A 22,547-nucleotide genomic window follows, 5' to 3' on the forward strand; every position below is an offset into this window, starting at 1 on the left:
GCCCGATGCCTCCGTCGACGAACCGGCCGTCGTGCGGAGGCGTCAGGCGCTCGCCGAGGTGCCGCTGGCAGCGGGCCCGTCGGCCGGGAGGCTCAGCCCGGTGCGCGCCGACGCGGACGTCACCAGCTCGGCCAACGCCACCCGGATCGCATCGTTCGCGGCCTCGGTGGCGGCCTTGCCGGTCGACCCGTCGGTCCTCTCGATGATGATCGGTTGACCGAACTCCACGACGCACCGGCGACGCAGCCCAGGGATGTGACCGACACTCTCCCCGGTGCGCCGGGTGCCCAGCACCGCGACGGGCACCACGGGCGCCTGCGCACGAAGCGCCAGCCACGCCACCCCGGGGCGAGCCGCCGCCGCGTCGCCGCGTCCCCGGTTTCCCTCTGGGAACACCCCGACGACGCCGCCACGCCGCAGGACGGCCAGTGCCGCCTGCAACGCGCCACGACCCGAGTCCCGATCCACCGGGATCTGACCCGCTCCCCGGAGCACGGCGCCCACTGGGCCCCGGAAGGCCTCCGCCTTGACGAGCACGTGGGTGGGCCGAGGTGCCGCAGCCATGAGCAGCGGGCCGTCGATGACTCCGGTGTGGTTGGCCGCGAGGAGCACCGGACCGTCGGCCGGCACGTTCTCCACTCCCACGACCTCGGTGCTCCACAGGACGTGCGCCATGAACCAGGCGAGCCGTCTGCCCCATCGCGGCCCGCGCGTCCCCGGGTTCGTCGACGGGACCTGCGATCCACCGCGGGCCGGGGTTCTGCTCATCGGACCTCGGCAGCCTGGACGTCGGGCGAGTCGGTGCCGGCTGTGCTCACGCCGGTCGCACGACCGGTCACGGTCCCGATGATCTCGATCACCGCGGCGATCGTGCCATCGAGGTCGAGCGCCGAGGAGTCGAGCGTGACGACGCCGTCCGCCGCCTGATGGAACTGCACGACCGTCGAGTCGTCTGCGTCACGTCGCAGCACCTGGTCACGGGTGGAAGCCAGGGACTCCGCGTCGGCGTTCCCGTGGATCTCCCGTGCTCGGCGTGCGAGGCGCGCCTCCTCGCTCGCGGTGAGCAGCACGCGCACGTCCGCGTCGGGGGCGACCACGGTGGTGATGTCACGGCCCTCTGCCACGACGCCACGGCCGCCGGACACCGACCCGACGTGCCGCTCCGCCTCGATCAGGTCGCGCTGGCGTCGCCGGAGCTCCGCGCGGACGTCGAGGTTGGTCGCGACGGCGCTCACCGCCGCGGAGATCGCGGTCGCCCGGATCTCCTCGGCCACGTCGGTGCCGGCGACGACGACCGTCGGCGCGGACGGCTCGAGCCCTTGGACGAGCGGAAGGTCGCGGACGGCGGCCGTCACCGCCGCCTGGTCGGCGAGGTCGAGACCGAGGTGCAGGCACCACCACGTCGCCGCCCGGTACATGGCGCCGGTGTCGAGGTACGCGAGCCCGAGTCGGCTCGCTACCCCGCGTGAGACGCTCGACTTCCCGGAGCCGGACGGTCCGTCGATCGCGACCACGAGGGGCCGTGGCGCACCCGCACCCCGGCCGTCGCCCAGCGGGGCGGTGGGGCTGTTCTGTCCATGCTCGTCCGGCATCGTCATCCTCTGTTCGCCACTCGCCACCCGCGTGCGACGAGCTCTCGCTCGAGCGCCTCGGAACGGCCCATCAGGACCGAGATCATCGCGAGCCCCACCGGCTGCCGGGGCGAGTGCTCGAGCTGGAGGTCCTCGATGTTCACCCCGGCGTCACCGACGTCCGCGAACAGCCTCGCCAGCTCACCGGGAGCGTCCGGGACCAGCACCGTCACGACCTCGTAGTGCCGCGGGGCGCCGCCGTGCTTGCCGGGGATCCTCGCGACCCCCAGGTTCCCCGCGGTGACCGTGCGCGCCAGCGCTCCCAGCGCCCCGACCGCCGCGGTGCCGTGCGGGGCGGCTGCGTCGGCCTCGGCCAACGCGTCGATCACGACGTCCAGGTCGCTCCGCAGGTCCATCAGCACCGACCGCACCGCCGTGGCGTTCGCCGCGAGGATCGACGTCCACAACGGAGCGTCGCTCGAGGCGATCCGGGTGACGTCACGCAGACCCTGGCCCGAGAGGTCCAGCGCGGCTGCCGGTGCATCGGCCAGGCGCGCCGCGACCAGGCTCGCGATCACCTGCGGGACGTGGGAGACGACGGCGACCGCCGCGTCGTGCTCCCGCGCCTCCATCGTGACCGGCGTCGCGCCCAGGTCCACCGCGAGCTGGCGCACGGCCAGCACGGCGTCCTCCGACGAGTGCCCCGACCCGGCGATGACCCACGGGCGCCCGGCGAACAGGTCCGCCCGGGCCGCCGTCGGCCCAGACCGTTCTCGCCCGGCCATGGGGTGCGACCCGACGTAGCGCGACAGATCGGCGCCCGCGGCGACGAGCTCGTCGAGCACGGCGCCCTTGACGCTCGCGACGTCCGTCACGACGGCCTCCGGGTGCGCCGCGAGCTCCGCGATGACGACCTCGGCCGTCACGTCAGGGGGCGCCGCGACCACGATCAGTCGCATCGCCTCGTCGCGGTCCGACGGCAACCGGCCGGCGCCGACGTCACGCGCGAGGGCGAGTGCGGTCCGTGACGAGTCGTGCAGCACCACGTCGACGCCGCGGGTCGTGAGGGACAGCCCGATGCTCGCCCCCAGCAACCCGGTGCCGACGATGCGCACCGGCCCTGTCGTCGCGACCGGTGGGAGCGCCCCGAGGCTCATGCGCCGCCTCCTGCGACGCCGACCGTCGTGCTCACATCCCGACCTGTGCCATCAGCGTCCCGACCTCCGTCTTGCCCAGCACACGCGTGCGGCCCGACTTCAGGTCGCCGAGCCGGATCGGGCCGATCTGGGTCCGCACGAGCTGCATGACCGGGTGCCCGACCTCGTCGAAGAGCCGACGCACGATCCGGTTGCGACCCTCGTGGAGGACGACCTCGACGAGCGTTGCCTGCGGGGTCTGGTCGATCACCTTGTACGACGCGAAGCTCGCCGGCCCGTCCTCGAGCTCAACACCCCGCAGCAGCGCCTTGGCGGTCTGTGCCGAGACCCGGCCCTCGACGTGCGCCATGTACGTCTTGGCGACGCCGTGCGACGGGTGCGACAACCGGTTGGCCAGCTCGCCGTCGTTCGTGAGCAGGATCAGGCCCTCGGTGTCGGCATCCAGGCGTCCGACGTGGAACAGCCGCTCCTCGCGGTTCGCGACGAACTGCGCGAGCGACGGACGGCCCTCGGGGTCGTGCATCGTCGACACCACGCCGAGGGGCTTGTTCAGGGCGATCGTGATCACCGACGTGTCGAGCTGGACCCGCAGGCCGTCGACGTGGATCACCGCGCTGTTCGGGTCCACCCGCACACCGAGCTCGCGGACCAGGACGCCGTCGACGGTCACCCGCCCTGCGGTGATCAGGTCCTCCGCCGCCCGGCGCGAGCCGTACCCGGCGCTGGCGAGCACCTTCTGCAGCCGCACACCCTCCGGATCGTGCACGTCCCGCGGCGGGACAGCTGGTCCCGACCGCGCCGGTGCGGCCGGCCGACGACCCGTCGCGCGCGCCGGACGTGCCGCGCCGGTGCGGCCACGCGTGGCGCCGGCACCGCCACGCGCAGCACCCTGACGGGCACCACCGCGCCGGTCCCCCGACCCCTGCCTGTCGCTCCCGGACCGTCCGCTGCTCTCGCTCATCGCCTGTCTCCTTCTGCTGTGTCCACGCCGTCGAGCGCATCGATCTCGGGGAGGTACGGGGCCAGTGGCGGCAGCTCGTCGAGACTGCCGAGACCCATCCGCTCCAGGAAGTACCCGGTGGTGCCGTACAGCACCGCTCCGGTCGTGGCATCCGTGCCGACCTCGGCGACAAGCCCACGCGTCGTGAGCGTCCGGACGACGCCGTCGACGTTCACCCCGCGCACTCCGGAGACCTGACCGCGGGTCACGGGCTGCCGGTAGGTGATCACCGCGAGGGTCTCGAGAGCCGCCTGCGTCAGCCGGGCCGACTGCCCGTCAAGGACGAATCGTCCCACGACGGCGCCGTACGCGGGCGCCGAGTAGATCCGCCAGCCCGCACCCACCTGCCGCAGCTCGAAACCCCGGGGCCGTCCCGTGTCCCCCTGGTAGTCGCTGACGAGCTCGGCGAGCAGGCGCTCGACCTCGGCGGTCGGGAGCGCCAGCACGGTCGCGAGCTGCACCGCGGACACCGGCTCGTCGGCCACCATGAGGACGGCCTCGAGCGCGCCGAGGGCACCGCCCGGAAGGTCGGCCACGTCGAAGGCAAGCTCGTCCGGGACGGTGGCCTCCGGGTTCACCGGGTCGGGTGCTGCGGCGGACCCTGCTGCGTCGGGTCCGCCCGCGACGCCCTCCGTGTCCTGTGTCATACCGTCCCATCCTCCTCGTCGAAGTCGTCCGAGACGACCACGTCACCGTTCTCCGCACCCATCCACCGCACGGTGAGCTCGCCCAGCGGGACCATCTGGTCGAACGACACGACGCCCTCCCGGAACAGCTCGAGCAACGCGAGGAACCGTGCGACCACGACGAGCGTCGACTCGGCATCAGCGGTGAGGGCACGGAACGACGTGGCCGTGGTGTGCCTCAACCGGTCGACGAGCAGCGCCGCCTGCTCGCGGACGCTCACCGTCGTCGCGTGCAGGTGGCTGAGGTCGACGCCCGGGGGCAGCGGCTTCGGGGCGATGGCCTTCGCGGCGAGCTCGGCGAGCTGCGCCGGGCCGACCTGCCACACGAGCTCCGGCAGGAGGGCCGCGAGCTGCGGCTCGAGCGTGACGGCCCGTGGGTAGCGCCTGCCCTCGCTCACCAGCTTCTCCGCGATCGCCGCAGCGACCTCCTTGAACGCCCGGTACTGGAGCAGGCGCGCGAACAGCAGGTCCCGGGCCTCGAGCAGCTCGAGGTCCTCGGCGTCCTCGACGTCACCGGAGGGCAGCAGTCGCGCGGCCTTGAGGTCGAGCAGCGTGGCTGCGACCACCAGGAACTCGCTCGCCTGGCCCAGGTCCCAGCCGGATCGTCCGTCCGCGGTCGTCCCCGCCGCTCGGATGTAGGCGATGAACTCGTCCGTGACCTGGCCGAGCGCGACCTCGGTGATGTCCAGCTTGTGCTTGGTGATCAGCCCCAGCAGCAGGTCGAAGGGACCCGTGAAGTTCGCCAGATGGACCGAGAAGCCGGTGCTGCCGACCGGTGGGAGCGCGGTGCCGGTCTCGTCTGCGGGGGTCGTCGACGCCACGGGGGCGGCGTCAGGCCGCGTCGCCACGGGAGATGAGCTCGCGTGCGAGCTGGCGGTAGGCGACGGCGCCCGAGTGCGTCGGCGCGTACGTGGTGATCGGCTCGGCGGCGACGGACGCGTCGGGGAACTTCACGGTGCGCCCGATGACCGTGTGCAGCAGGGCGTCGCCGAACGCCTCGTTCACGCGGGCGATCACCTCGCGCGAGTGCAGGGTGCGAGGGTCGTACATCGTCGCGACGATGCCGTCGACCTGGAGCCTCGGGTTGAGACGATCCCGCACCTTCTCGATCGTCTCGACGAGCAGCGCGACACCACGAAGCGCGAAGAACTCGCACTCGAGCGGGATCAGGACGCCGTGCGCTGCGGTCAGGGCGTTGACCGTCAGAAGGCCGAGCGACGGCTGGCAGTCGACCAGCACGACGTCGTAGTCGTCGAGGACGGGACGCAGCACGCGTGCCAGCACCGACTCGCGCGCGACCTCGCCGACGAGCTGCACCTCGGCCGCCGAGAGGTCGATGTTCGCAGGGAGCACGTCGAGGTTCTCGAAAGCCGTGCGGCGGATGACCTCGTGAATCGTGGCCTTGCGCTCCATGAGCAGGTTGTAGACCGTGAGATCCAGCTCGTGCGCGCTGATCCCGAGCCCGACCGACGCGGCACCCTGGGGGTCGAAGTCGACGATCAGCACACGCCGGCCGTACTCCGCCAGCGCCGCACCCAGGTTGATCGTGGTCGTCGTCTTGCCGACGCCACCCTTCTGGTTGCACATGGCGATCACGCGCGCCGGGCCGTGGGACGCGAGCGGCGCAGGGTCAGGGAGGTCGGGGATGCGGCGACCGACCGGGTCAAGGCTCCGGGATGCCGTCGACGTCGCGTCGGGGGCGTTGCTGCTCACGCGGCCCAACCTACCGTAGCGAGGCGGCCGAACCCGGCACCTGGGCGGGTGTGGATGAGGTCCGACGGGCACCCGTCCGGCCGCGTCCCGGTCACCGGGTGCGACTAGCCCAGTGCCCGCGGGTGCGACGCCGCGTAGACCTCGCGCAGCGTGTCCACCGTCACCTGCGTGTAGATCTGCGTGGTCGTCACCGACGCGTGACCGAGCAGCTCCTGGACGACGCGCACGTCCGCACCCCCGGCCAGCAGGTGCGTCGCGAACGAGTGGCGCAGCGTGTGCGGCGAGACGTGCGCGGCGACCGGGAGGTCGGCCCGGACCGCCGAGGCCCGGAGCACGGCCCACGCGCTCTGGCGGGTGAGCCGCGCGCCGCGCGTGTTGAGGAACAGTGCCGGCGTCCCCCGACCACCGACGGCAAGCGCGGGCCGCGACCGCACCAGGTAGGCCTCGACCGCCTGCACGGCGAACGACCCGACCGGGACCACGCGCTCGCGACGACCCTTACCCATCAGCCGCACCGAGGCGCGCTCGGGATCGAGGTCGAGGTCGTCCACGTCGAGGCCCACGGCCTCCGAGATCCGGGCGCCCGTCGAGTACAGCAGCTCCAGGAGGGCGCGGTCACGCAAGGGCACGGGCCCGTCGCCGACGCTCGCCGCCTCGAGGAGGCGTTCCACCTCGTCCGTCGAGATCGCCTTCGGAAGACGCCGCGGCTGGCTCGGTGGGTGGACCGACCTGGCCGCGTCCTCACCGGCGAGGCCTTCCCGCGCACAGAAGCGGTGCCACCCGCGGACGGCGACGACAGCACGTGCCGCCGAGGACGCCGACAGCACCGCGGATCCGTCGGACCCCGTGCGCAGCACCAGCACGAAGTCCTCCACGTCACGCTCCGTGACGTCGGTCGGGCGCGTGCGGCCTGCGGCGTCGAGGTACCCGAGGTATCGCGTCAGGTCGCGCCGGTAGGCGTCCACGGTGTTCGGGGCGAGCCCGCGTTCGACGGCGAGGTGTGCGAGGTAGTCCCGCGCGGCGTCGTGCAGCAGGTTGCCCGTCACACCAGGTCTCTCGGGTCGGAACGCCAGGGTCAGAACGGGAGGAAGACGTCCACCGCGATCGCGACGGACAACAACGTCAGGTAGGTGATCGAGGCGTGGAAGACCTTCATCGCGCCGAGCTTGCCACGCGACGGGTCCTGGGCGCGGCGCAGCAGCCCGACGCACGAGCTGAGGAACCACAGACCGAGGGCCAGCGCGACGACGCCGTAGACCCACGTCATCCCGGCGACCGGGACCAGCGCCAACGAGCACGCGACCATGGCGACCGCGTAGGCGATCATCTCGCGGGCGACCTTCGTGTCGGCTGCTACGACCGGGAGCATCGGCACGCGTGCGTTGGCGTAGTCACGGCGGAACTTCATCGACAGCGGCCAGTAGTGCGGCGGGGTCCAGAAGAAGATGACACCGAACAGGACGATCGGCGTCCAGCTCACGCCCCCGGTCACGGCCGACCAGCCGATCAGCACCGGCATGCACCCCGCCGCACCGCCCCAGACGATGTTCTGCGGTGTCCGACGCTTGAGGATCATCGTGTAGCCGACGACGTAGATCGCCATCGCCACGAACGTGAGCCACGCCGACGCGGCGTTGACCAGCACCGCGAACCAGACGAGCGACCCGATCGCCAACGTGAACCCGAAGATCAGCGCGTTGCGCGGCGAGACCTCACCGGTGACGAGCGGGCGACGCTTCGTCCGGTTCATCACCTCGTCGATGTCGCGGTCGAGGTAGCAGTTCAGGACCCCGGAGGCACCCGCCGCGCCCGCTCCCCCGACCATCGTCGCCAGGACCAGACCGATCGGCGGGAAGCCCCGCTGCGCCAGCATCATCGTCGGCAGCGTGGTGACGAGCAGCAGCTCGATGACGCGCGGCTTGGTCAGCGCGACGTAGGCGCCGACGACGTGCCAGGCGTTGCGCGCCGCGCGGGTGAGCTCGGCACCGCGCCCGACGGCAGGCGACATCGCCCCGCTCACCTGGGAGAGATCGCTCGGCGATCGAGGGTCATCGAGCACGATCGGGCTGCTGCTGCGCACGCGAAGGGCACTTCCGTTCGTCATCCGGGCCGATGCCGCCGACACGTCAGACGCGCCCGCGGCGTGGGACGTCGAGCGCCATCGTACGGCTCCTCCGCACGATCGCGCCCAAGCGCTAGCGGATTCGACACCACCAAGACTGTGACTTTGGTCCCGAATATCCCCCTCAGCGCGACCCGTCAGCACCCGAGAACGGTGCTTCGGCACCCCCTCCGTCCACCGTCCGGTCGATGCGGCGAGCGACTGGGTGCACGTATAGGCTCGCTCGGTGGGTAGAGCGGCGCTCGCCACGCGGCCGCCGACCCCCTGCCGGACTCCACGATGGAGCCGTCGGACGCGATTCAGGCGAGGTCCCGGGACCCGACTCCCGGGCGGGAATGAGGTTCGGTGAACGCGCAAGCCCCCACGGCGACACGGATCGGTTGGAACGAGCTCGACCGACGCGCTGTCGACACTGTTCGTGTCCTGGCAGCCGATGCGGTCGAGAAGGTCGGCAACGGCCACCCCGGAACCGCGATCAGCCTCGCACCGGTCGCCTACCTGCTCTACCAGCGGACGATGCGCCTGGACCCGACGGACCCGACGTGGCTCGGTCGCGACCGGTTCGTGCTCTCGTGCGGCCACTCGAGCCTCACCCAGTACATCCAGCTCTACCTGTCCGGCTTCGGTCTCGAGCTCAGCGACCTCGAGGCGCTGCGCACCTGGGGATCGCTGACCCCCGGCCACCCCGAGTACGGCCACACCGCAGGCGTGGAGATCACGACCGGCCCGCTCGGTCAGGGCGTCGCGAGCGCCGTCGGCATGGCGATGGCCGCACGCCGCGAGCGTGGGCTGTTCGACCCTGAGGCGCAGCCGGGCACGAGCCCGTTCGACCACACCGTCTACGTGCTTGCCTCCGACGGCGACCTGCAGGAGGGCGTCTCGGGTGAGGCGTCCTCGATCGCCGGGACCCAGAAGCTCGGGAACCTCGTCGTCATCTGGGACGACAACCACATCTCGATCGAGGGCGACACCGACATCGCCTTCACCGAAGACGTCGTGGCCCGCTACGCGTCCTACGGCTGGCACGTCCAGTTCGTCGACTGGACCGCCGGACCGGACGGCTACGTCGAGGACGTCGATGCGCTCGACGCCGCGATCGCGGCCGCCGTCGCCGAGACGGACAAGCCGTCGTTCATCGCCCTGCGCACGATCATCGCCTGGCCGTCCCCGACCAAGCAGAACACGCACGGCTCGCACGGCTCGAAGCTCGGGACCGCGGAGGTCCGCGGTCTCAAGGAGGTGCTCGGATTCGACCCCGAGGCATCGTTCGACGTCGACCCCGAGGTGCTCGCCCACGCGCGCAAGGTCGTCGACCGCAGCGCCGCCGCGCGCGCCGAGTGGGAGGTCGGGTACCAGGCCTGGCGCACCGCCAACCCCGACCGCGCCGCCCTCCTCGACCGGCTGCAGGCTCGCGCGCTGCCGACAGGCTGGGAGGCGTCGCTCCCCGTCTTCCCGGCAGGTACCTCCGTCGCGACCCGTGCCGCGTCCGGTGAGGTCCTCAGCGCGCTGGGCGACGTCCTGCCCGAGCTCTGGGGCGGCTCGGCCGACCTCGCCGGCTCGAACAACACGACCATGAAGGGCCAGCCGTCCTTCATCCCTGCCGAGCGGTCGACGCACGAGTTCGCCGGGAACGAGTTCGGTCGCACGCTGCACTTCGGCATCCGCGAGCACGCCATGGGTGCGATCCTCTCGGGCATCGCGCTCCACGGCCCGACCCGTCCCTACGGCGGCACCTTCTTCACGTTCAGCGACTACATGCGCGGCTCCGTCCGGCTGGCCTCGCTGATGGGTGTCCCGGTCACGTACGTCTGGACCCACGACTCGATCGGCCTGGGCGAGGACGGACCCACCCACCAGCCGATCGAGCACCTGGCCGCCGTCCGCGCGATCCCGGGGCTCTCGATCGTCCGCCCCGCCGACGCGAACGAGACCGCCGAGGCGTGGAAGGCGATCCTCGAGCGCGACTCCGGCCCCGTCGGTCTGATCCTCACCCGCCAGAACGTGCCGACGTTCCCGCGCGGCGAGGACGGCTTCGCCCCGGCGAGCGGGCTCGCGAAGGGCGCCTACGTCCTGCTCGAGTCGAGCACGCCCGTGCCCGACGTGATCCTGCTGGCGACCGGTTCCGAGGTGCAGCTCGCCGTGAGCGCGCGCGCGACGCTCGAGGCCGACGGCATCGGGACGCGCGTGGTCTCCGTGCCGTGCCTCGAGTGGTTCGCCGAGCAGGACCAGGCCTACCAGGACGCGGTCCTGCCGCCCGCGGTCAAGGCGCGGGTGTCCGTCGAGGCCGGGCTCGCGCTGAGCTGGTACCGCCTGCTCGGCGACGCCGGTCGTGCGGTCTCCCTCGAGCACTACGGGGCCTCCGCCGACGCGAACCGCCTCTTCCAGGAGTTCGGCATCACCGCTGAGGCCGTCGAGGCCGCCGCGCGCGAGTCCCTCGCCGCCAGCCGGTAGTCGATCTCCGCAGACGAGCGCTGTGCCGGACCACCAGGTCCGGCACAGCCTCGTCATTCAGACTGCACCTCAGCGCCGCCTCAGTCACCGAGCACGGGAGGACCACCATGACCTCGAGCATCTCGACACCGCTGGACCGGCTCACGGCTGCCGGAGTCGCCGTCTGGCTCGACGACCTCTCGCGTGAGCGGCTGCGCACCGGGAACCTCGCCGACCTCGTGCGCACCCGCCACGTGGTCGGCGTGACCACGAACCCGACGATCTTCGCGTCCGCGCTCTCCTCGGGCGACGCCTACGACGAGCAGCTCGGCGAGCTCGCTCGTGCGGCCGTCGACGTCGAGGAGGCCGTGTTCACGATCACGACCGACGACGTCCGGCAGGCCTGCGACGTGCTCCGGCCGGTCTACGACGCGACCGGCACCGTAGATGGGCGGGTCTCGATCGAGGTCGACCCGCGACTTGCCCGGGACACCGAGGCGACCATCGCAACGGCGCGCAGGCTCTGGGCGACCGTCGACCGACCGAACCTGTTCATCAAGATCCCGGCGACGGTCGAGGGGCTTCCCGCCATCACGGCGGCCATCTCCGAGGGCATCAGCGTCAACGTCACGCTGATCTTCTCGATCGATCGGTACCGCGCGGTCGTCGACGCGTTCATGACGGGCCTCGAGGCAGCCAGGACCGCCGGCATCGACCTGGGCCCCGTCGCATCCGTCGCGTCGTTCTTCGTCTCCCGCGTCGACTCGGCGATCGACCCCCGGCTCGACGCGCTCGGTTCACCCGCCGCCGCCCAGCTGCGCGGGCGCGCCGCGATCGCGAACGCCCGCCTCGCGTACCAGGTGTTCGAGGAGAGCCTCGCCACCGACCGCTGGCGCTCGCTCGCCGCGTCCGGCGCCCTCCCCCAGCGTCCTCTCTGGGCATCGACAGGGGTCAAGGACCCCACCTACCCGGACACGCTCTACGTCGACGAGCTCGTGGTCCACCACGTCGTCAACACCATGCCGGCAGCGACCCTCGAGGCCGTCGCCGACCACGGTGCCGTCGACTCGCCCGACACCGTGACCGGCGCGTACGCCGACGCGACCGACGCCCTCGCCGGGCTGGCCGCGCTGGGGATCTCGATCGACGAGGTCACGGAACATCTCGAGATCGAGGGCGTTGAGAAGTTCGAGGCCAGCTGGGAGCAGCTGCTCTCGACCGTCTCCGCAGGGCTCGCCCGCCAGGGGCCTGCCTCGCGGTAGGTCCGCAACCCCAGCAGACCGGTCCCACCTCACGGTGCCCGTCTCTGCTCAGCACCGCCCGGGACGCCGCCGCGTCTGCACCGCCCGGGACGCCGCCGCGTCCCACCGACCACTTGGACCGCCCATGAGCCCCTCGAAGATCACTGCCGACCACAATCCCCTGCGCGACGTCCGCGACCGTCGCCTTCCGCGGATCGCCGGTCCGTGCGGTCTCGTGATCTTCGGCGTCACGGGTGACCTGGCACGCAAGAAGCTGATGCCGGCGGTCTACGACCTCACGAACCGGGGGCTGCTCCCCCAGGATTCGCCCTCACCGGCTTCGCGCGCCGCGACTGGGAGACGCAGGACTTCGCCCAGATCGTCCACGACTCCGTCAAGGAGCACGCGCGCACACCGTTCCGCGAGGCGACCTGGCGGCAGCTGGCGGAAGGGATCCGGTTCGTCCAGGGAAGCTTCGACGACCCGGAGGCCTTCGAGAAGCTGAGCTCGACGGTCCACGAGCTCGACGAGAAGCGTGGGACCGGAGGCAACCACGCCTTCTACCTCTCGGTGCCGCCGAGCGCCTTTCCACTCGTCTGCCGTCAGCTCGCCTCGTCGGGCCTGTCGCAGCCGAAGGAGAACACCTGGCGCCGTGTGGTGATCGAGAAGCCGTTCGGCCATGACCTGAAGAGCGCCGAGGAGCTGAACGACGTCGTGTCCGAGGTCTTCCCGCCCGACTCGGTCTTCCGGATCGACCACTACCTCGGCAAGGAGACCGTCCAGAACCTCCTTGCTCTGCGGTTCGCGAACCAGATGTTCGAGCCGATCTGGAACTCGAACTACGTGGACCACGTCCAGATCACCATGGCTGAGGACATCGGGATCGGCGGCCGGGCCGGCTACTACGACGGCATCGGTGCCGCGCGCGACGTCATCCAGAACCACCTGCTGCAGCTCCTCGCGCTCACCGCCATGGAGGAGCCCGTCTCGTTCGACCCGCGGGACCTCCGCGCGGAGAAGATCAAGGTGCTGTCGGCCGTCCGCGTGCCGAAGGACCTCGCGCGTCATACCTCACGCGGCCAGTACGCCGCCGGATGGCAGGGCGGCGAGGAGGTCTGCGGCTATCTCGACGAGGACGGCATCCCGGCGTCCTCGACGACCGAGACCTTCGCTGCGATCCGGGTCGACATCGACACCAGGCGATGGGCAGGCGTCCCCCTTCTACCTCCGGACCGGCAAGCGCCTCGGCCGACGGGTCACCGAGATCGCCGTCGTCTTCAAGCGCGCGCCGCACCTGCCGTTCGAGTCGACGGCCACCGAGGAGCTCGGCAAGAACGCCCTCGTCATCCGGGTGCAGCCCGACGAGGGCGTCACCCTCCGGTTCGGCGCCAAGGTCCCCGGCACGGCGATGGAGGTGCGCGACGTCACGATGGACTTCGGCTACGGTCACGCGTTCACCGAGTCCTCCCCCGAGGCATACGAACGCCTGATCCTCGACGTGCTTCTCGGCGACCCGCCGCTCTTCCCCCGCCACGAGGAGGTTCAGCTCTCGTGGAAGATCCTCGACCCGATCACCCAGTTCTGGGCCAGCAAGGGCAAGCCCGACACGTACCGGTCCGGTACCTGGGGACCCGAGTCGGCAGACGCGATGCTGGCACGCGACGGTCGCACCTGGCGGCGGCCATGACCGCACCCACCTTCCCGCACGTCCAGCGGCCCGGAACGGAGTCAGCGGCATGATCATCGACCTGCCCGGTACCACCACGAACGACGTCAACAAGCGGCTCGTCAAGCTGCGCGACGAGGGTGGTGCGGTCGCGCTCGGCCGTGTCCTCACCCTCGTGATCGATGTCGGCGACCGCGACGTCGAGGAGGCCGTGGCGGCCGCCAACGAGGCCAGCCACGAGCACCCGTGCCGCGTGATCGTGATCGCGCCGAGGTCGGCCGAGACCGGCCGCACGCTCAACGCCGAGATCCGACTCGGCGGGGACGCCGGTGCGAGCGAGGTCGTGGTGCTCCGGCCGTCCGGCGACCTCCCTGCGCACGGAGACACGCTGGTCATCCCGTTGCTGCTCCCGGACGCCCCGATCGTGATCTGGTGGCCGTACGAGTCTCCGGCGAACCCGTCGGAGAGCATGCTCGGGAAGATGGCACAACGGCGGATCACCGATGCGAGCGAGTGCGCCCATCCTTTCGAGACGCTCCGGCGCCTCAGCACGGTGTACACGGCCGGGGACACCGACCTCGCCTGGACCCGGATCACCCTCTGGCGGGGGCTGCTCGCCGCCGCGCTCGACCAGCCGCCGTACGAGCCCGTCCAGCGGGTGGTCGTGGCCGGCGAGAGCACGCACCCGTCAGTGGACATGATCGCCGCGTGGCTCGCGCAGGAGCTGCGCTGCCCGATCGAGATCCGTCGGGAGCCCGACGCTCCCGCGATCACCGAGGTGCGGCTGGAACGTCGATCCGGTGACATCGTGCTGTACCGTCCGGACGGCAAGACGGCGGCCCTGCGCCAGCCCGACCAGCCCGAGCACCGGATCGCGCTGCCCATCCGCCAGCTTCAGGAGTGCCTCGCCGAGGAGCTCCGTCGCCTCGACCCCGACGACGTCTACGGCGAGGTGCTGACCAAGGGGCTCGCAAGGCTCGACGCATGAGCACGTCGCGGGTCGTCGCCCACCCCGACGCGGACGCCGTCGCCCAGGTCACCGCGGCGCGGCTCGTCGTCAGGCTCGTCGACCTCCAGTCCGTCCGGACGCCGGTCCATGTGGTGCTCACCGGCGGGACGGTCGGCATCGGTGTCCTCGCCGCGCTCCGGGATCACCCGGGTCGGGACGCGATCGACTGGTCCGGGGTCCACCTGTGGTGGGGGGACGAGCGGTTCCTCCCCTCCGGCCACCCGGATCGCAACGAGACACAGGCGCGCGGCGCCCTGCTGGACGAGCTGGCGCCACTCCTCCCGGCCGCGAACGTCCACCCGTTCCCCGCTGCCGGGTCGGACGGGATCACGTCGGCGGAGGACGCCGCGGCCGCCTACGCGGCCGAGCTCGCCGCGCATGCGACCGTCGGGGCTCCGCGCCCCGCAGTCCCCCCGTTCGATGTCGTCCTGCTCGGCATGGGTCCGGACGGTCACGTCGCGTCGCTGTTCCCGGGGAACACGGCCGAGCTCGCCTCGGGTGCCACGGTCGTGGCTGTTCACGACGCGCCGAAGCCACCCCCGGACCGTGTATCGCTCACGAACGAGGCGATCTGCGTCGCCGAGGCCGTGTGGCTGGTCGTGGCAGGTGCCGAGAAGGCACCCTCGGTCGCGGCAGCACTCGCAGGCGCCGCGCTTCCGGCCGCTCGGGTGCGCGGCCAGGTCAGCACGCTGTGGCTGCTCGACGCGGCCGCTGCGGCCGAGATCGCCGTGCCGGCACCGTCCTCGACACCCTCACCGAGCTAGGCGCAGTCGTCCTGGTGACGGGGCCGAGCTCGCCGAGCAGACTACCTTCGTCGAGCCCCGGGCTCTCGCGGCGGGGTCGTCGCGAGTCTCAGTTGCCGCGGCGTGCTCGGAGCGCGGCGAGTGCCTCGTCCAGGATGTCGACACCGTCCTGGTCGCTCCGACGCTCCTTGACGTAGGCCAGGTGCGTCTTGTACGGCTCGTTCTTGACCGGCTCCGGCGGGTTCAGCTGCTCCTGACCGGCGGGGAAGCCGCACCGCGGGCAGTCCCACGTCGCGGGTGCGTCGTCGCGCGCCTCCGCGGCGAAGCTGGGGCGCGTCTCGTGCCCGTTCGCGCACCAGTAGGAGATCGAGACCCGCGGGGCCGTGTCCCCGCGCTCGGCCTCGCCCATGGGTCCGGCACCGACGCGGGATCCTCTGATCGCACTGCCACTAGCCACGATGATCCTCCGAAGTCACGGCGCGACGCGCTCGAGAAGCCCGAGCAGGATGATGATGACCGCCCACACGAGCGCGACGATGACGGTCAGTCGATTCAGGTTGCGCTCGGCCACGCCGGAGCTCCCGATGTTGCTCGTGACACCGCCGCCGAACATGTCGGAGAGACCGCCGCCCTTGCCCTTGTGGAGCAGGACCAACGGGATCAGCAGCAGGCTGGTGAGGCAGAGCAGCGTCAGAAGGGTGATACGCAGGGCAGACACGGTCTGAATCGATCCTCACGGGACGGGAGCGACCGCGGTGAGCGGTCGCAGTCAAGGGTAGGCGACGTGGAGCCGATCCGGCCAACGAACCGCGACTCCCGACGGACCGGTGTCGTCCCGGTGCCCAGGTGGCACCGGGACGACACCGTCGATCACTGCCTTGCCAGGTCAACGACCTGGCCGGCGAGGCCGGTACCTCAGAGACCCACCTGGTGGGACTGGTACCGGGCGATCGCCGCGAACTCCTCGGCGTCCAGGCTCGCACCGCCGACGAGGGCGCCGTCGACGTCCGGCTGCGCCATGATCGACGCCACGTTGCCCGACTTCACCGAACCGCCGTAGAGGACGCGGACACCGTCGGCGAGCTCCTGGCTGTACAGCTCGGCGAGCTTGCCTCGGATGGCCGCACAGACCTCCTGCGCGTCCTGCGGAGTCGCGACCTCACCGGTCCCGATCGCCCACACCGGCTCGTACGCGATCACGACGCTGGCGGCCTTGTCGGCCGGTAGTCCCGCGAGCGATCCCTCGAGCTGGGCGAGCGTGTACTCGACCTGCTGGCCCGCCTTCCGGACGTCGAGGCCCTCGCCGACGCACACGATCGGCACGATGCCCTCGCTGAACGCTGAGGCAGCCTTGGCCGCCACTGTCGCGTCGTCCTCGGCGTGGTACTCGCGACGCTCCGAGTGCCCGACGACGGCGTAGGTCACCCCGAGCTTCGCCAGCATCGCCGGCGAGATCTCGCCGGTGTACGCGCCACCGGCGTGCGCCGAGACGTCCTGCGCCCCGTAGACGATCTCCAGCTTGTCGGCGTCGATCAACGTCTGCACGCTGCGCAGGTCCGTGAACGGCGGGATGACCGCGACCTCCACGGAGCTGAAGTCGTGCTTGGCGTCCTTGAGCGTCCAGGCGAGCTTCTGCACCAGCTGGATCGCCTGGTGATGGTCAAGGTTCATCTTCCAGTTGCCCGCCATCAGCGGGATACGGCTCGTTGCCACGTCAGTCCTTCGTTCGGGTGGAGGAAGCGGTGAGGTGAGCCGTCGCTCAGCGGTCGAGGACGGCGATGCCGGGAAGGGTCTTGCCCTCGAGGTACTCGAGGCTGGCGCCCCCACCGGTGGAGATGTGGCCGAACTTGCTCTCGTCGAAGCCCAGCAGGCGCACGGCCGCGGCAGAGTCGCCGCCACCGACGATGCTGAAGCCCTCGGTGTCGACCAAGGCCTGGGCGACCGCGCGGGTGCCGCCGGCGAACGCAGCGAACTCGAAGACGCCCATCGGTCCGTTCCAGACGATCGTCTTGGCGTCCAGGATCTTGCTCGCGAACAGCTTCTGCGAGTCGGGGCCGATGTCGAGGCCGATCTTCCCGTCGGGGATCGCGTCGGCTGCGACGACCGCGTGCGGTGCGTCTGCGGCGAATGCGTCCGCTGCGACGATGTCCGTGGGGAGGACGATCTCGACGCCCCTCTCCGCTGCCAGCGCGAGGTAGCCCTTCACCGTCTCGATCTGGTCGGACTCGAGCAGCGAGTTGCCGACCGAGTGGCCCTGCGCGGCGAGGAACGTGAAGACCATCCCGCCCCCGACGAGGAGCCGGTCAGCCTTGCCGATGAGGTTCTCGATGACGCCGAGCTTGTCGGAGACCTTCGAACCCCCGAGAACCACGACGTACGGGCGCTCCGGGTCCTCGGTCGCCCGCTTGAGCGACTCGACCTCCTTGAGCACGAGGCTGCCCACCGCTGCCGGGAGCTTGAGCGCGATGTCGTACACGGATGCCTGCTTGCGGTGCACGACGCCGAAGCCGTCCGACACGTACACGTCGGCCAGAGCGGCGAGGTCGTCGGCGAGCGCGCCGCGCTCCGCCTCGTCCTTGGACGTCTCCCGCGGGTCGAACCGGATGTTCTCGAGCATCGCGACCTCGCCGGCGGACAGCGCCGCGACGGTCGCCTTGGCGGAGTCGCCCACGGTGTCCGCGGCCAGGTGGACCGGGACCTCGAGGAGCTCTCCGAGACGCACGGCGACGGGCGCGAGCGAGTACTTCGCCTCGGGTGCGCCCTTCGGGCGGCCCAGGTGCGCCGCCACGACGACCTTGGCCCCTGCGGAGAGCAGTGCCTTGATCGTCGGCACGGCGGCCCGGACCCGGCCGTCGTCGGTGATGGTCGTGCCGTCGAGAGGCACGTTGAGGTCGGAGCGAACGAGCACCGTCTTGCCGCTCAGGTCGCCGAGGTCGTCGATCGTCTTCATGCTGCACATCCTCGCTGTGAGGTCGTTCGGGGGTGACATGACGGAGTCCACGGGCCCCGGACGACCCGGAGGTCGCGCGGGGCCCGTGGACTCACGTCAACTTCTTGCAGGTGCGACGAAGGTCAGAGACGCTCGCCGACGTACGTCGTCAGCTTGACGAGCGAGTTGGAGTAGCCCCACTCGTTGTCGTACCACGCCACGACCTTGACCATGTTGCCGATGACCTTGGTGAGGCCGGCGTCGAAGATGCTCGAGGCCGGGTCCGTCACGATGTCGGTCGACACGATCGGGTCCTCGGTGTAGGTGAGGATGCCCTTGAGGCCCTCGGTCTCCGAGGCAGCCTTGATCGCCGCGTTGATCTCCTCGACCGTGGTCTCGCGCGAGGCCGTGAAGGTCAGGTCGGTGGCCGAGCCGGTCGGGGTCGGCACGCGCATCGCGAAGCCGTCGAGCTTGCCCTTGAGCTGCGGGAGAACCAGGGCGACCGCCTTGGCCGCACCGGTCGAGGTCGGGACGATGTTGATCGCCGCCGCACGCGCACGACGCAGGTCGCGGTGCGGACCGTCCTGCAGGTTCTGGTCACCCGTGTAGGCGTGGATCGTCGTCATCAGGCCACGCTCGATGCCGACCGTCTCGTCGAGGACCTTGGCCATCGGCGCGAGGCAGTTCGTCGTGCAGGACGCGTTCGAGATGACGTGCTGCGTCGCGGCGTCGTACGTGGTGTGGTTCACGCCGACGACGAAGGTGGCGTCCTCGTTCTTCGCCGGAGCGGAGATGATGACCTTCTTGGCACCGGCGTCGATGTGCGCCTTCGCCTTGGTCGCGTCCGTGAAGAAGCCGGTCGACTCGATCACGATGTCGGCACCCAGAGCGGCCCACGGCAGGTTCGCCGGCTCGCGCTCGGCGAGCACCTTGAACGTCATGCCACCTGCGGTGATCGAGTCCTCGTCGTACGAGACCTCGCCGGCAAGCCGACCCAGCACGGAGTCGTACTTGAGCAGGTGCGCCAGCGTCTTGTTGTCCGTGAGGTCGTTGACCCCGACGATCTCGATGTCTGCTCCGGACGCCAGGATGGCGCGGAAGAAGTTACGTCCGATCCGACCGAAGCCGTTGATTCCGACGCGGATGGTCACAGAGCCCTCCTCGGCACGCGCCGACAGCGTCGGCGCACACATTTACGTTGATGGTGAGCACGCACGCCGATGTGCGCTACCGAGGCCTTGCCGAGAGCACGACGCGATGTCGGTCCCAGGACCACCGGCATTGCCGAGCCTATACCCGAAGGGGGTGCTCCTGCGGGACCAAGGTCGTCTTGCGGACAGTCCGTCAGAGGTCGAGCAGGTCCGGGCTGAGACCGGCTTCCGTGTCCGGAATGCCCAGCTCGTTCGCCCTCTTGTCCGCGGTCGCGAGGAGCCGTCGGATCCGCCCGGCGACGGCGTCCTTGGTCAGTGCCGGTTCGGCCAGCTTCCCCAGCTCCTCCAGTGACGCCTGCTTGTGCGCGAGACGCAGCTCGCCCGCCTCGCGCAGGTGCTCGGGCAGGTCCGGGCCCAGGATCTCGAACGCGCGCTCGACCCGCGCTCCGGCGGCAACGGCCGCGCGCGCCGACCTGCGCAGATTCGCGTCGTCGAAGTTCGCCAGTCGGTTCGCGGTGCCGCGCACCTCGCGGCGCATGCGCCGCTCCTCCCAGACCATCATGGCGTCGTGCGCACCCAGCCGGGTCAGCATCGCCGCGATCGCGTCGCCGTCCCGGATCACCACCCGGTCGACACCGCGGACCTCTCGTGCCTTCGCGGAGATGCCGAGCCGACGAGCGGCTCCGACCAGGGCAAGGGCGGCCTCCGGGCCCGGACAGGTGACCTCGAGAGCGGCCGACCTCCCCGGCTCGGTCAGGGACCCGTGCGCGAGGAAGGCGCCACGCCACGCGGCCTCGGCCTCCCCCACCCCGGCGGACACCACCTGGGGGGCAGTCCTCGAACGGGCCGACCGCGGTTGTCCAGGAGGCCGGTCTGCCGCGCCAACGACTCACCGTCCTTGACCACGCGGACGACGTAGCGACTCCCCTTGCGGAGCCCGCCCGCGGAGACGACCACGACGTCGCTCGAGTGCCCGTACACCTCAGCGATCGCCTGCCGCAGCCGGCGCGCGGCGATGCCCGTGTCGAGCTCCGCCTCGATGACGATCCGGCCCGAGATGATGTGCAGGCCACCGGCGAACCGCAGCGTGGCCGACACCTCCGCCTTACGGCACGAGGTCTTGTCGACAGTCAGCCGTGCGAGCTCGTCCTTCACCTGTGCCGTCAGAGCCATGGCGACATCCTGCCACTACCTCGAGGGTGTTCCGACGTCGCCGAAGAAGTCCTCGAAGACGTCCCGGTACGCCGCCGCAAGCCGCAGCGGGTCGTGACGCGCCGACCCGTCACCCGTTCTGACCTGCCGCAACAAGAGCCTCGCGCCCATCGACTCCGCCTGGTCGATCACCGGTCCGACGTCCGGCACGGAGCTCGGGTCGGCGACGACGGCATCGATCCGCAGCTCCGGTGCGTGCTGGGCGAGCGCGCGCAGGTGGTCGGCGGCCCCCATCCCTGCGGTCTCCCCCATCTCCGGTGAGAGGTTGAGCGTGACGAGCCGACGTGCACGGGTCTCGTGGAGCGCGGCAGAGAGCTCAGGGACCAGGAGGTGCGGAAGGACCGACGTGTACCAGGACCCGGGTCCGAGGATGATCCAGTCGGCGGCCCGCACCGCCTCGATCGCCTGCGGGCATGCCGGCGGACGGTCCGGGAGCAGCCGGATGTGCTGGATGCGCGAGCGGGTGACCGCGACGGTGCTCTGCCCGCGGACGGTCTGCGTGGCTCCGTCCGCGTCGACGACGTCCGCCTCGATCTCGAGCGGGACTGCGGCCATCGGCAGGACCCGGCCGCGTGACCCGAGCAGGCGGCCCACCAGGTCGAGGCCCTCGACCGTGTCCCCCAGCAGCTCCCACAGGGCGACGATCAGGAGATTGCCGACGGCGTGCTGGTCGAGGCCTCCGGACGAGCTGAACCGGTGCTGGAGCAGGTCACGCCAGGTTCGGCCCCACTCCGAGTCGTCGCACAGCGCCGACAGCGCCATCCGCAGGTCGCCCGGCGGAAGCACCGCGAGCTCCGACCGGAGCCGTCCGGACGAACCTCCGTCGTCGGCGACCGTGACCACCGCCGTGATGGCCTCGGTCATGAGCCGGAGTGCCGAGAGCGTGGCCGACAGGCCGTGACCGCCGCCCAGGGCGACGACCGCCGGCCCCGTGGGACTCCCCGGTCTCATTCCTTGCCGAGGTCCCGAGCCGCGACGGTGACCCGTTGACCTCGCTCTCGCAGTCGGGCTGCGATCGCCTCGCTGATGGCGACCGATCGGTGCTTGCCGCCGGTGCACCCGACGGCGATCGTCACGTACCGCTTCTCCTCGTTGAGGTACCCGGCGAGCACCGGTTCGAGCGCGTCCACGTAGCGCTCCACGAACTCGCGGGCGCCCGGCAGTCCGAGGACGTAGTCTCGCACCGCGTCGTCGCGACCGGTGAGGTGGCGGAGCTCAGTGATCCAGTAGGGGTTCGTGAGGAATCGCACGTCCACCACATGGTCCGCGTCGAGCGGGATCCCGTACTTGAACCCGAACGAGACGACGTTGATGCGCAGCGCGTCGTCGCCGCCGTCGGCGAACGCCGCCCGGACCTCCCGCGCGAGATCGTGCACGTTCAGCGCCGAGGTGTCGATCAGGACGTCTGCCCGCTCGCGGATCGACGCGAGCAGCGCGCGCTCTGCGGTGATGCCCTCGAGAACCCGCCCGTCACCCTGGAGCGGGTGCGGCCGGCGCACCTGCTCGAACCTCCGGACGAGCACCTCGTCGGATGCGTCGAGGAAGAGCACGCGGTACGCGAAACCTGAGTCCCGCAAGGACTCCAGCACGCCCGACATGTCGGCAAAGAACTCGCGACCCCGGACGTCGACCACGGCGGCGAGCTTGAGCGCCTCGGGACGCGTCGCTCGTGGCCCGGAGTGCGTCACCATCCCCACGAGGTGCGAGAGGAGCTGCACGGGAAGGTTGTCCACCACGTACCAGTCGAGATCCTCGAGCACCGCCGCAGCCCTCGTGCGACCGGCACCGGACATCCCGGTGATGATCAGAAGCTCGGGCATGTCCAGTCGCGGTGCGGCCGTGGTCGCCTCGAGCTGAGGGATTCCTGACGGCACCGTGATGGGCGACGGTTCTTCGCTCATGGCCCCAGCATGCCAG

Annotated in this window: 20 protein-coding genes and 2 pseudogenes; 5 read left to right on the forward strand and 17 right to left on the reverse strand. The window is 71.0% G+C overall.

What is annotated here, in order from left to right:
• Positions 1 to 42: 42 nt before the first annotated feature.
• Genes LJB74_RS20100 through LJB74_RS20140 form a run of 9 tightly spaced genes read right to left on the reverse strand, consistent with a single transcriptional unit; the run spans position 43 to position 8,135 of the window.
• On the reverse strand, positions 43 to 768 hold the full coding sequence (locus LJB74_RS20100) for a 1-acyl-sn-glycerol-3-phosphate acyltransferase (protein ID WP_259310175.1): 726 nt from the start codon (positions 766 to 768) through the stop codon (positions 43 to 45).
• Complete coding sequence (gene cmk / locus LJB74_RS20105) at positions 765 to 1,592, reverse strand: (d)CMP kinase (protein WP_259310176.1); 828 nt, start codon at positions 1,590 to 1,592, stop codon at positions 765 to 767. Before cmk ends, LJB74_RS20100 begins: the two co-directional genes overlap by 4 nt.
• 2 nt (positions 1,593 to 1,594) lie before the next feature.
• Positions 1,595 to 2,728: a prephenate dehydrogenase gene (locus tag LJB74_RS20110; RefSeq protein ID WP_259310177.1), complete on the reverse strand. Its 1,134-nt coding sequence runs from the start codon at positions 2,726 to 2,728 to the stop codon at positions 1,595 to 1,597.
• A 31-nt stretch (positions 2,729 to 2,759) separates the two neighbouring features.
• A complete protein-coding gene (locus LJB74_RS20115; RefSeq protein ID WP_259310178.1) occupies positions 2,760 to 3,689 on the reverse strand; it encodes a pseudouridine synthase in 930 nt (309 codons plus the stop codon).
• The gene (gene scpB, locus LJB74_RS20120) at positions 3,686 to 4,375 is read right to left on the reverse strand and encodes an SMC-Scp complex subunit ScpB (RefSeq protein ID WP_259310179.1); all 690 of its coding nucleotides are present in this window, start codon (positions 4,373 to 4,375) and stop codon (positions 3,686 to 3,688) included. Before scpB ends, LJB74_RS20115 begins: the two co-directional genes overlap by 4 nt.
• Positions 4,372 to 5,235: a ScpA family protein gene (locus LJB74_RS20125; RefSeq protein WP_259310180.1), complete on the reverse strand. Its 864-nt coding sequence runs from the start codon at positions 5,233 to 5,235 to the stop codon at positions 4,372 to 4,374. The genes scpB and LJB74_RS20125 overlap by 4 nt, the downstream gene beginning before the upstream one ends.
• A 10-nt stretch (positions 5,236 to 5,245) precedes the next feature.
• Positions 5,246 to 6,199, reverse strand: a complete 954-nt coding sequence (locus LJB74_RS20130; RefSeq protein WP_396125207.1) for a ParA family protein — start codon at positions 6,197 to 6,199, stop codon at positions 5,246 to 5,248.
• 32 nt (positions 6,200 to 6,231) lie between these two features.
• Positions 6,232 to 7,173, reverse strand: a complete 942-nt coding sequence (locus tag LJB74_RS20135; protein ID WP_259310181.1) for a site-specific tyrosine recombinase XerD — start codon at positions 7,171 to 7,173, stop codon at positions 6,232 to 6,234.
• A 29-nt stretch (positions 7,174 to 7,202) separates the two neighbouring features.
• On the reverse strand, positions 7,203 to 8,135 hold the full coding sequence (locus LJB74_RS20140) for a heme o synthase (protein WP_259310433.1): 933 nt from the start codon (positions 8,133 to 8,135) through the stop codon (positions 7,203 to 7,205).
• Between the two features lie 459 nt (positions 8,136 to 8,594).
• On the opposite strand from LJB74_RS20140, the gene tkt reads away from it, so the two are divergent.
• The 5 genes and pseudogenes from tkt (at position 8,595) to pgl (ending at position 15,359) form a co-directional block, all read left to right on the forward strand.
• Positions 8,595 to 10,700 (forward strand): transketolase, encoded by a 2,106-nt coding sequence (gene tkt / locus LJB74_RS20145; RefSeq protein ID WP_259310182.1) that lies wholly within the window; start codon positions 8,595 to 8,597, stop codon positions 10,698 to 10,700.
• A 107-nt stretch (positions 10,701 to 10,807) separates the two neighbouring features.
• Entirely contained in the window at positions 10,808 to 11,941 is a 1,134-nt protein-coding gene (gene tal / locus LJB74_RS20150) for a transaldolase (RefSeq protein WP_259310183.1), read from the forward strand.
• 124 nt (positions 11,942 to 12,065) lie between these two features.
• Positions 12,066 to 13,607 (forward strand): annotated as a pseudogene (zwf, locus tag LJB74_RS20155) (glucose-6-phosphate dehydrogenase).
• Positions 13,608 to 13,656: 49 nt separating this feature from the next.
• Positions 13,657 to 14,574: a glucose-6-phosphate dehydrogenase assembly protein OpcA gene (gene opcA / locus LJB74_RS20160; protein ID WP_259310184.1), complete on the forward strand. Its 918-nt coding sequence runs from the start codon at positions 13,657 to 13,659 to the stop codon at positions 14,572 to 14,574.
• Positions 14,571 to 15,359 (forward strand): 6-phosphogluconolactonase, encoded by a 789-nt coding sequence (gene pgl, locus LJB74_RS20165; protein ID WP_259310185.1) that lies wholly within the window; start codon positions 14,571 to 14,573, stop codon positions 15,357 to 15,359. The genes opcA and pgl overlap by 4 nt, the downstream gene beginning before the upstream one ends.
• Before the next feature lie 88 nt (positions 15,360 to 15,447).
• On the opposite strand, the gene LJB74_RS20170 is transcribed toward pgl, so the two are convergent.
• From LJB74_RS20170 to rapZ, 8 genes and pseudogenes are all read right to left on the reverse strand, one after another.
• A complete protein-coding gene (locus LJB74_RS20170; protein WP_259310186.1) occupies positions 15,448 to 15,795 on the reverse strand; it encodes an RNA polymerase-binding protein RbpA in 348 nt (115 codons plus the stop codon).
• Between the two features lie 15 nt (positions 15,796 to 15,810).
• Positions 15,811 to 16,056 carry a preprotein translocase subunit SecG gene (gene secG / locus LJB74_RS20175; protein ID WP_259310187.1) on the reverse strand — a complete coding sequence of 82 codons (246 nt, stop codon included), beginning with the start codon at positions 16,054 to 16,056 and terminating at the stop codon, positions 15,811 to 15,813.
• Between the two features lie 197 nt (positions 16,057 to 16,253).
• Entirely contained in the window at positions 16,254 to 17,027 is a 774-nt protein-coding gene (tpiA, locus tag LJB74_RS20180) for a triose-phosphate isomerase (protein WP_259310434.1), read from the reverse strand.
• Positions 17,028 to 17,097: 70 nt separating this feature from the next.
• A complete protein-coding gene (locus LJB74_RS20185) occupies positions 17,098 to 18,288 on the reverse strand; it encodes a phosphoglycerate kinase (protein WP_259310188.1) in 1,191 nt (396 codons plus the stop codon).
• A 122-nt stretch (positions 18,289 to 18,410) separates the two neighbouring features.
• Positions 18,411 to 19,418, reverse strand: coding sequence for a type I glyceraldehyde-3-phosphate dehydrogenase (gap, locus tag LJB74_RS20190; protein ID WP_259310189.1), 1,008 nt, complete (start codon positions 19,416 to 19,418; stop codon positions 18,411 to 18,413).
• A gap of 193 nt (positions 19,419 to 19,611) precedes the next feature.
• Positions 19,612 to 20,591 (reverse strand): annotated as a pseudogene (gene whiA, locus LJB74_RS20195) (DNA-binding protein WhiA).
• A gap of 15 nt (positions 20,592 to 20,606) precedes the next feature.
• A complete protein-coding gene (gene yvcK, locus LJB74_RS20200; RefSeq protein WP_259310190.1) occupies positions 20,607 to 21,581 on the reverse strand; it encodes a uridine diphosphate-N-acetylglucosamine-binding protein YvcK in 975 nt (324 codons plus the stop codon).
• A complete protein-coding gene (gene rapZ, locus LJB74_RS20205) occupies positions 21,578 to 22,531 on the reverse strand; it encodes an RNase adapter RapZ (protein WP_259310191.1) in 954 nt (317 codons plus the stop codon). The genes yvcK and rapZ overlap by 4 nt, the downstream gene beginning before the upstream one ends.
• Positions 22,532 to 22,547: the final 16 nt, after the last annotated feature.

Origin of the sequence: Cellulomonas sp. P24 (genome assembly GCF_024704385.1) — a bacterium.
In the GTDB taxonomy this organism is placed as follows: domain Bacteria; phylum Actinomycetota; class Actinomycetes; order Actinomycetales; family Cellulomonadaceae; genus JAJDFX01.

Bases quoted from the DNA above. Each gene is read 5' to 3' on its own strand.
- yvcK (WP_259310190.1), bottom strand. From the start codon at position 21,581: ATGAGACCGGGGAGTCCCACGGGGCCGGCGGTCGTCGCCCTGGGCGGC.
- tal (WP_259310183.1), top strand. From the start codon at position 10,808: ATGACCTCGAGCATCTCGACACCGCTGGACCGGCTCACGGCTGCCGGA.
- LJB74_RS20115 (WP_259310178.1), bottom strand. From the start codon at position 3,689: ATGAGCGAGAGCAGCGGACGGTCCGGGAGCGACAGGCAGGGGTCGGGG.
- LJB74_RS20185 (WP_259310188.1), bottom strand. From the start codon at position 18,288: ATGAAGACGATCGACGACCTCGGCGACCTGAGCGGCAAGACGGTGCTC.
- pgl (WP_259310185.1), top strand. From the start codon at position 14,571: ATGAGCACGTCGCGGGTCGTCGCCCACCCCGACGCGGACGCCGTCGCC.
- tpiA (WP_259310434.1), bottom strand. From the start codon at position 17,027: ATGGCGGGCAACTGGAAGATGAACCTTGACCATCACCAGGCGATCCAG.
- LJB74_RS20140 (WP_259310433.1), bottom strand. From the start codon at position 8,135: ATGTCGCCTGCCGTCGGGCGCGGTGCCGAGCTCACCCGCGCGGCGCGC.
- opcA (WP_259310184.1), top strand. From the start codon at position 13,657: ATGATCATCGACCTGCCCGGTACCACCACGAACGACGTCAACAAGCGG.
- rapZ (WP_259310191.1), bottom strand. From the start codon at position 22,531: ATGAGCGAAGAACCGTCGCCCATCACGGTGCCGTCAGGAATCCCTCAG.
- scpB (WP_259310179.1), bottom strand. From the start codon at position 4,375: ATGACACAGGACACGGAGGGCGTCGCGGGCGGACCCGACGCAGCAGGG.
- cmk (WP_259310176.1), bottom strand. From the start codon at position 1,592: ATGCCGGACGAGCATGGACAGAACAGCCCCACCGCCCCGCTGGGCGAC.
- LJB74_RS20100 (WP_259310175.1), bottom strand. From the start codon at position 768: ATGAGCAGAACCCCGGCCCGCGGTGGATCGCAGGTCCCGTCGACGAAC.
- LJB74_RS20110 (WP_259310177.1), bottom strand. From the start codon at position 2,728: ATGAGCCTCGGGGCGCTCCCACCGGTCGCGACGACAGGGCCGGTGCGC.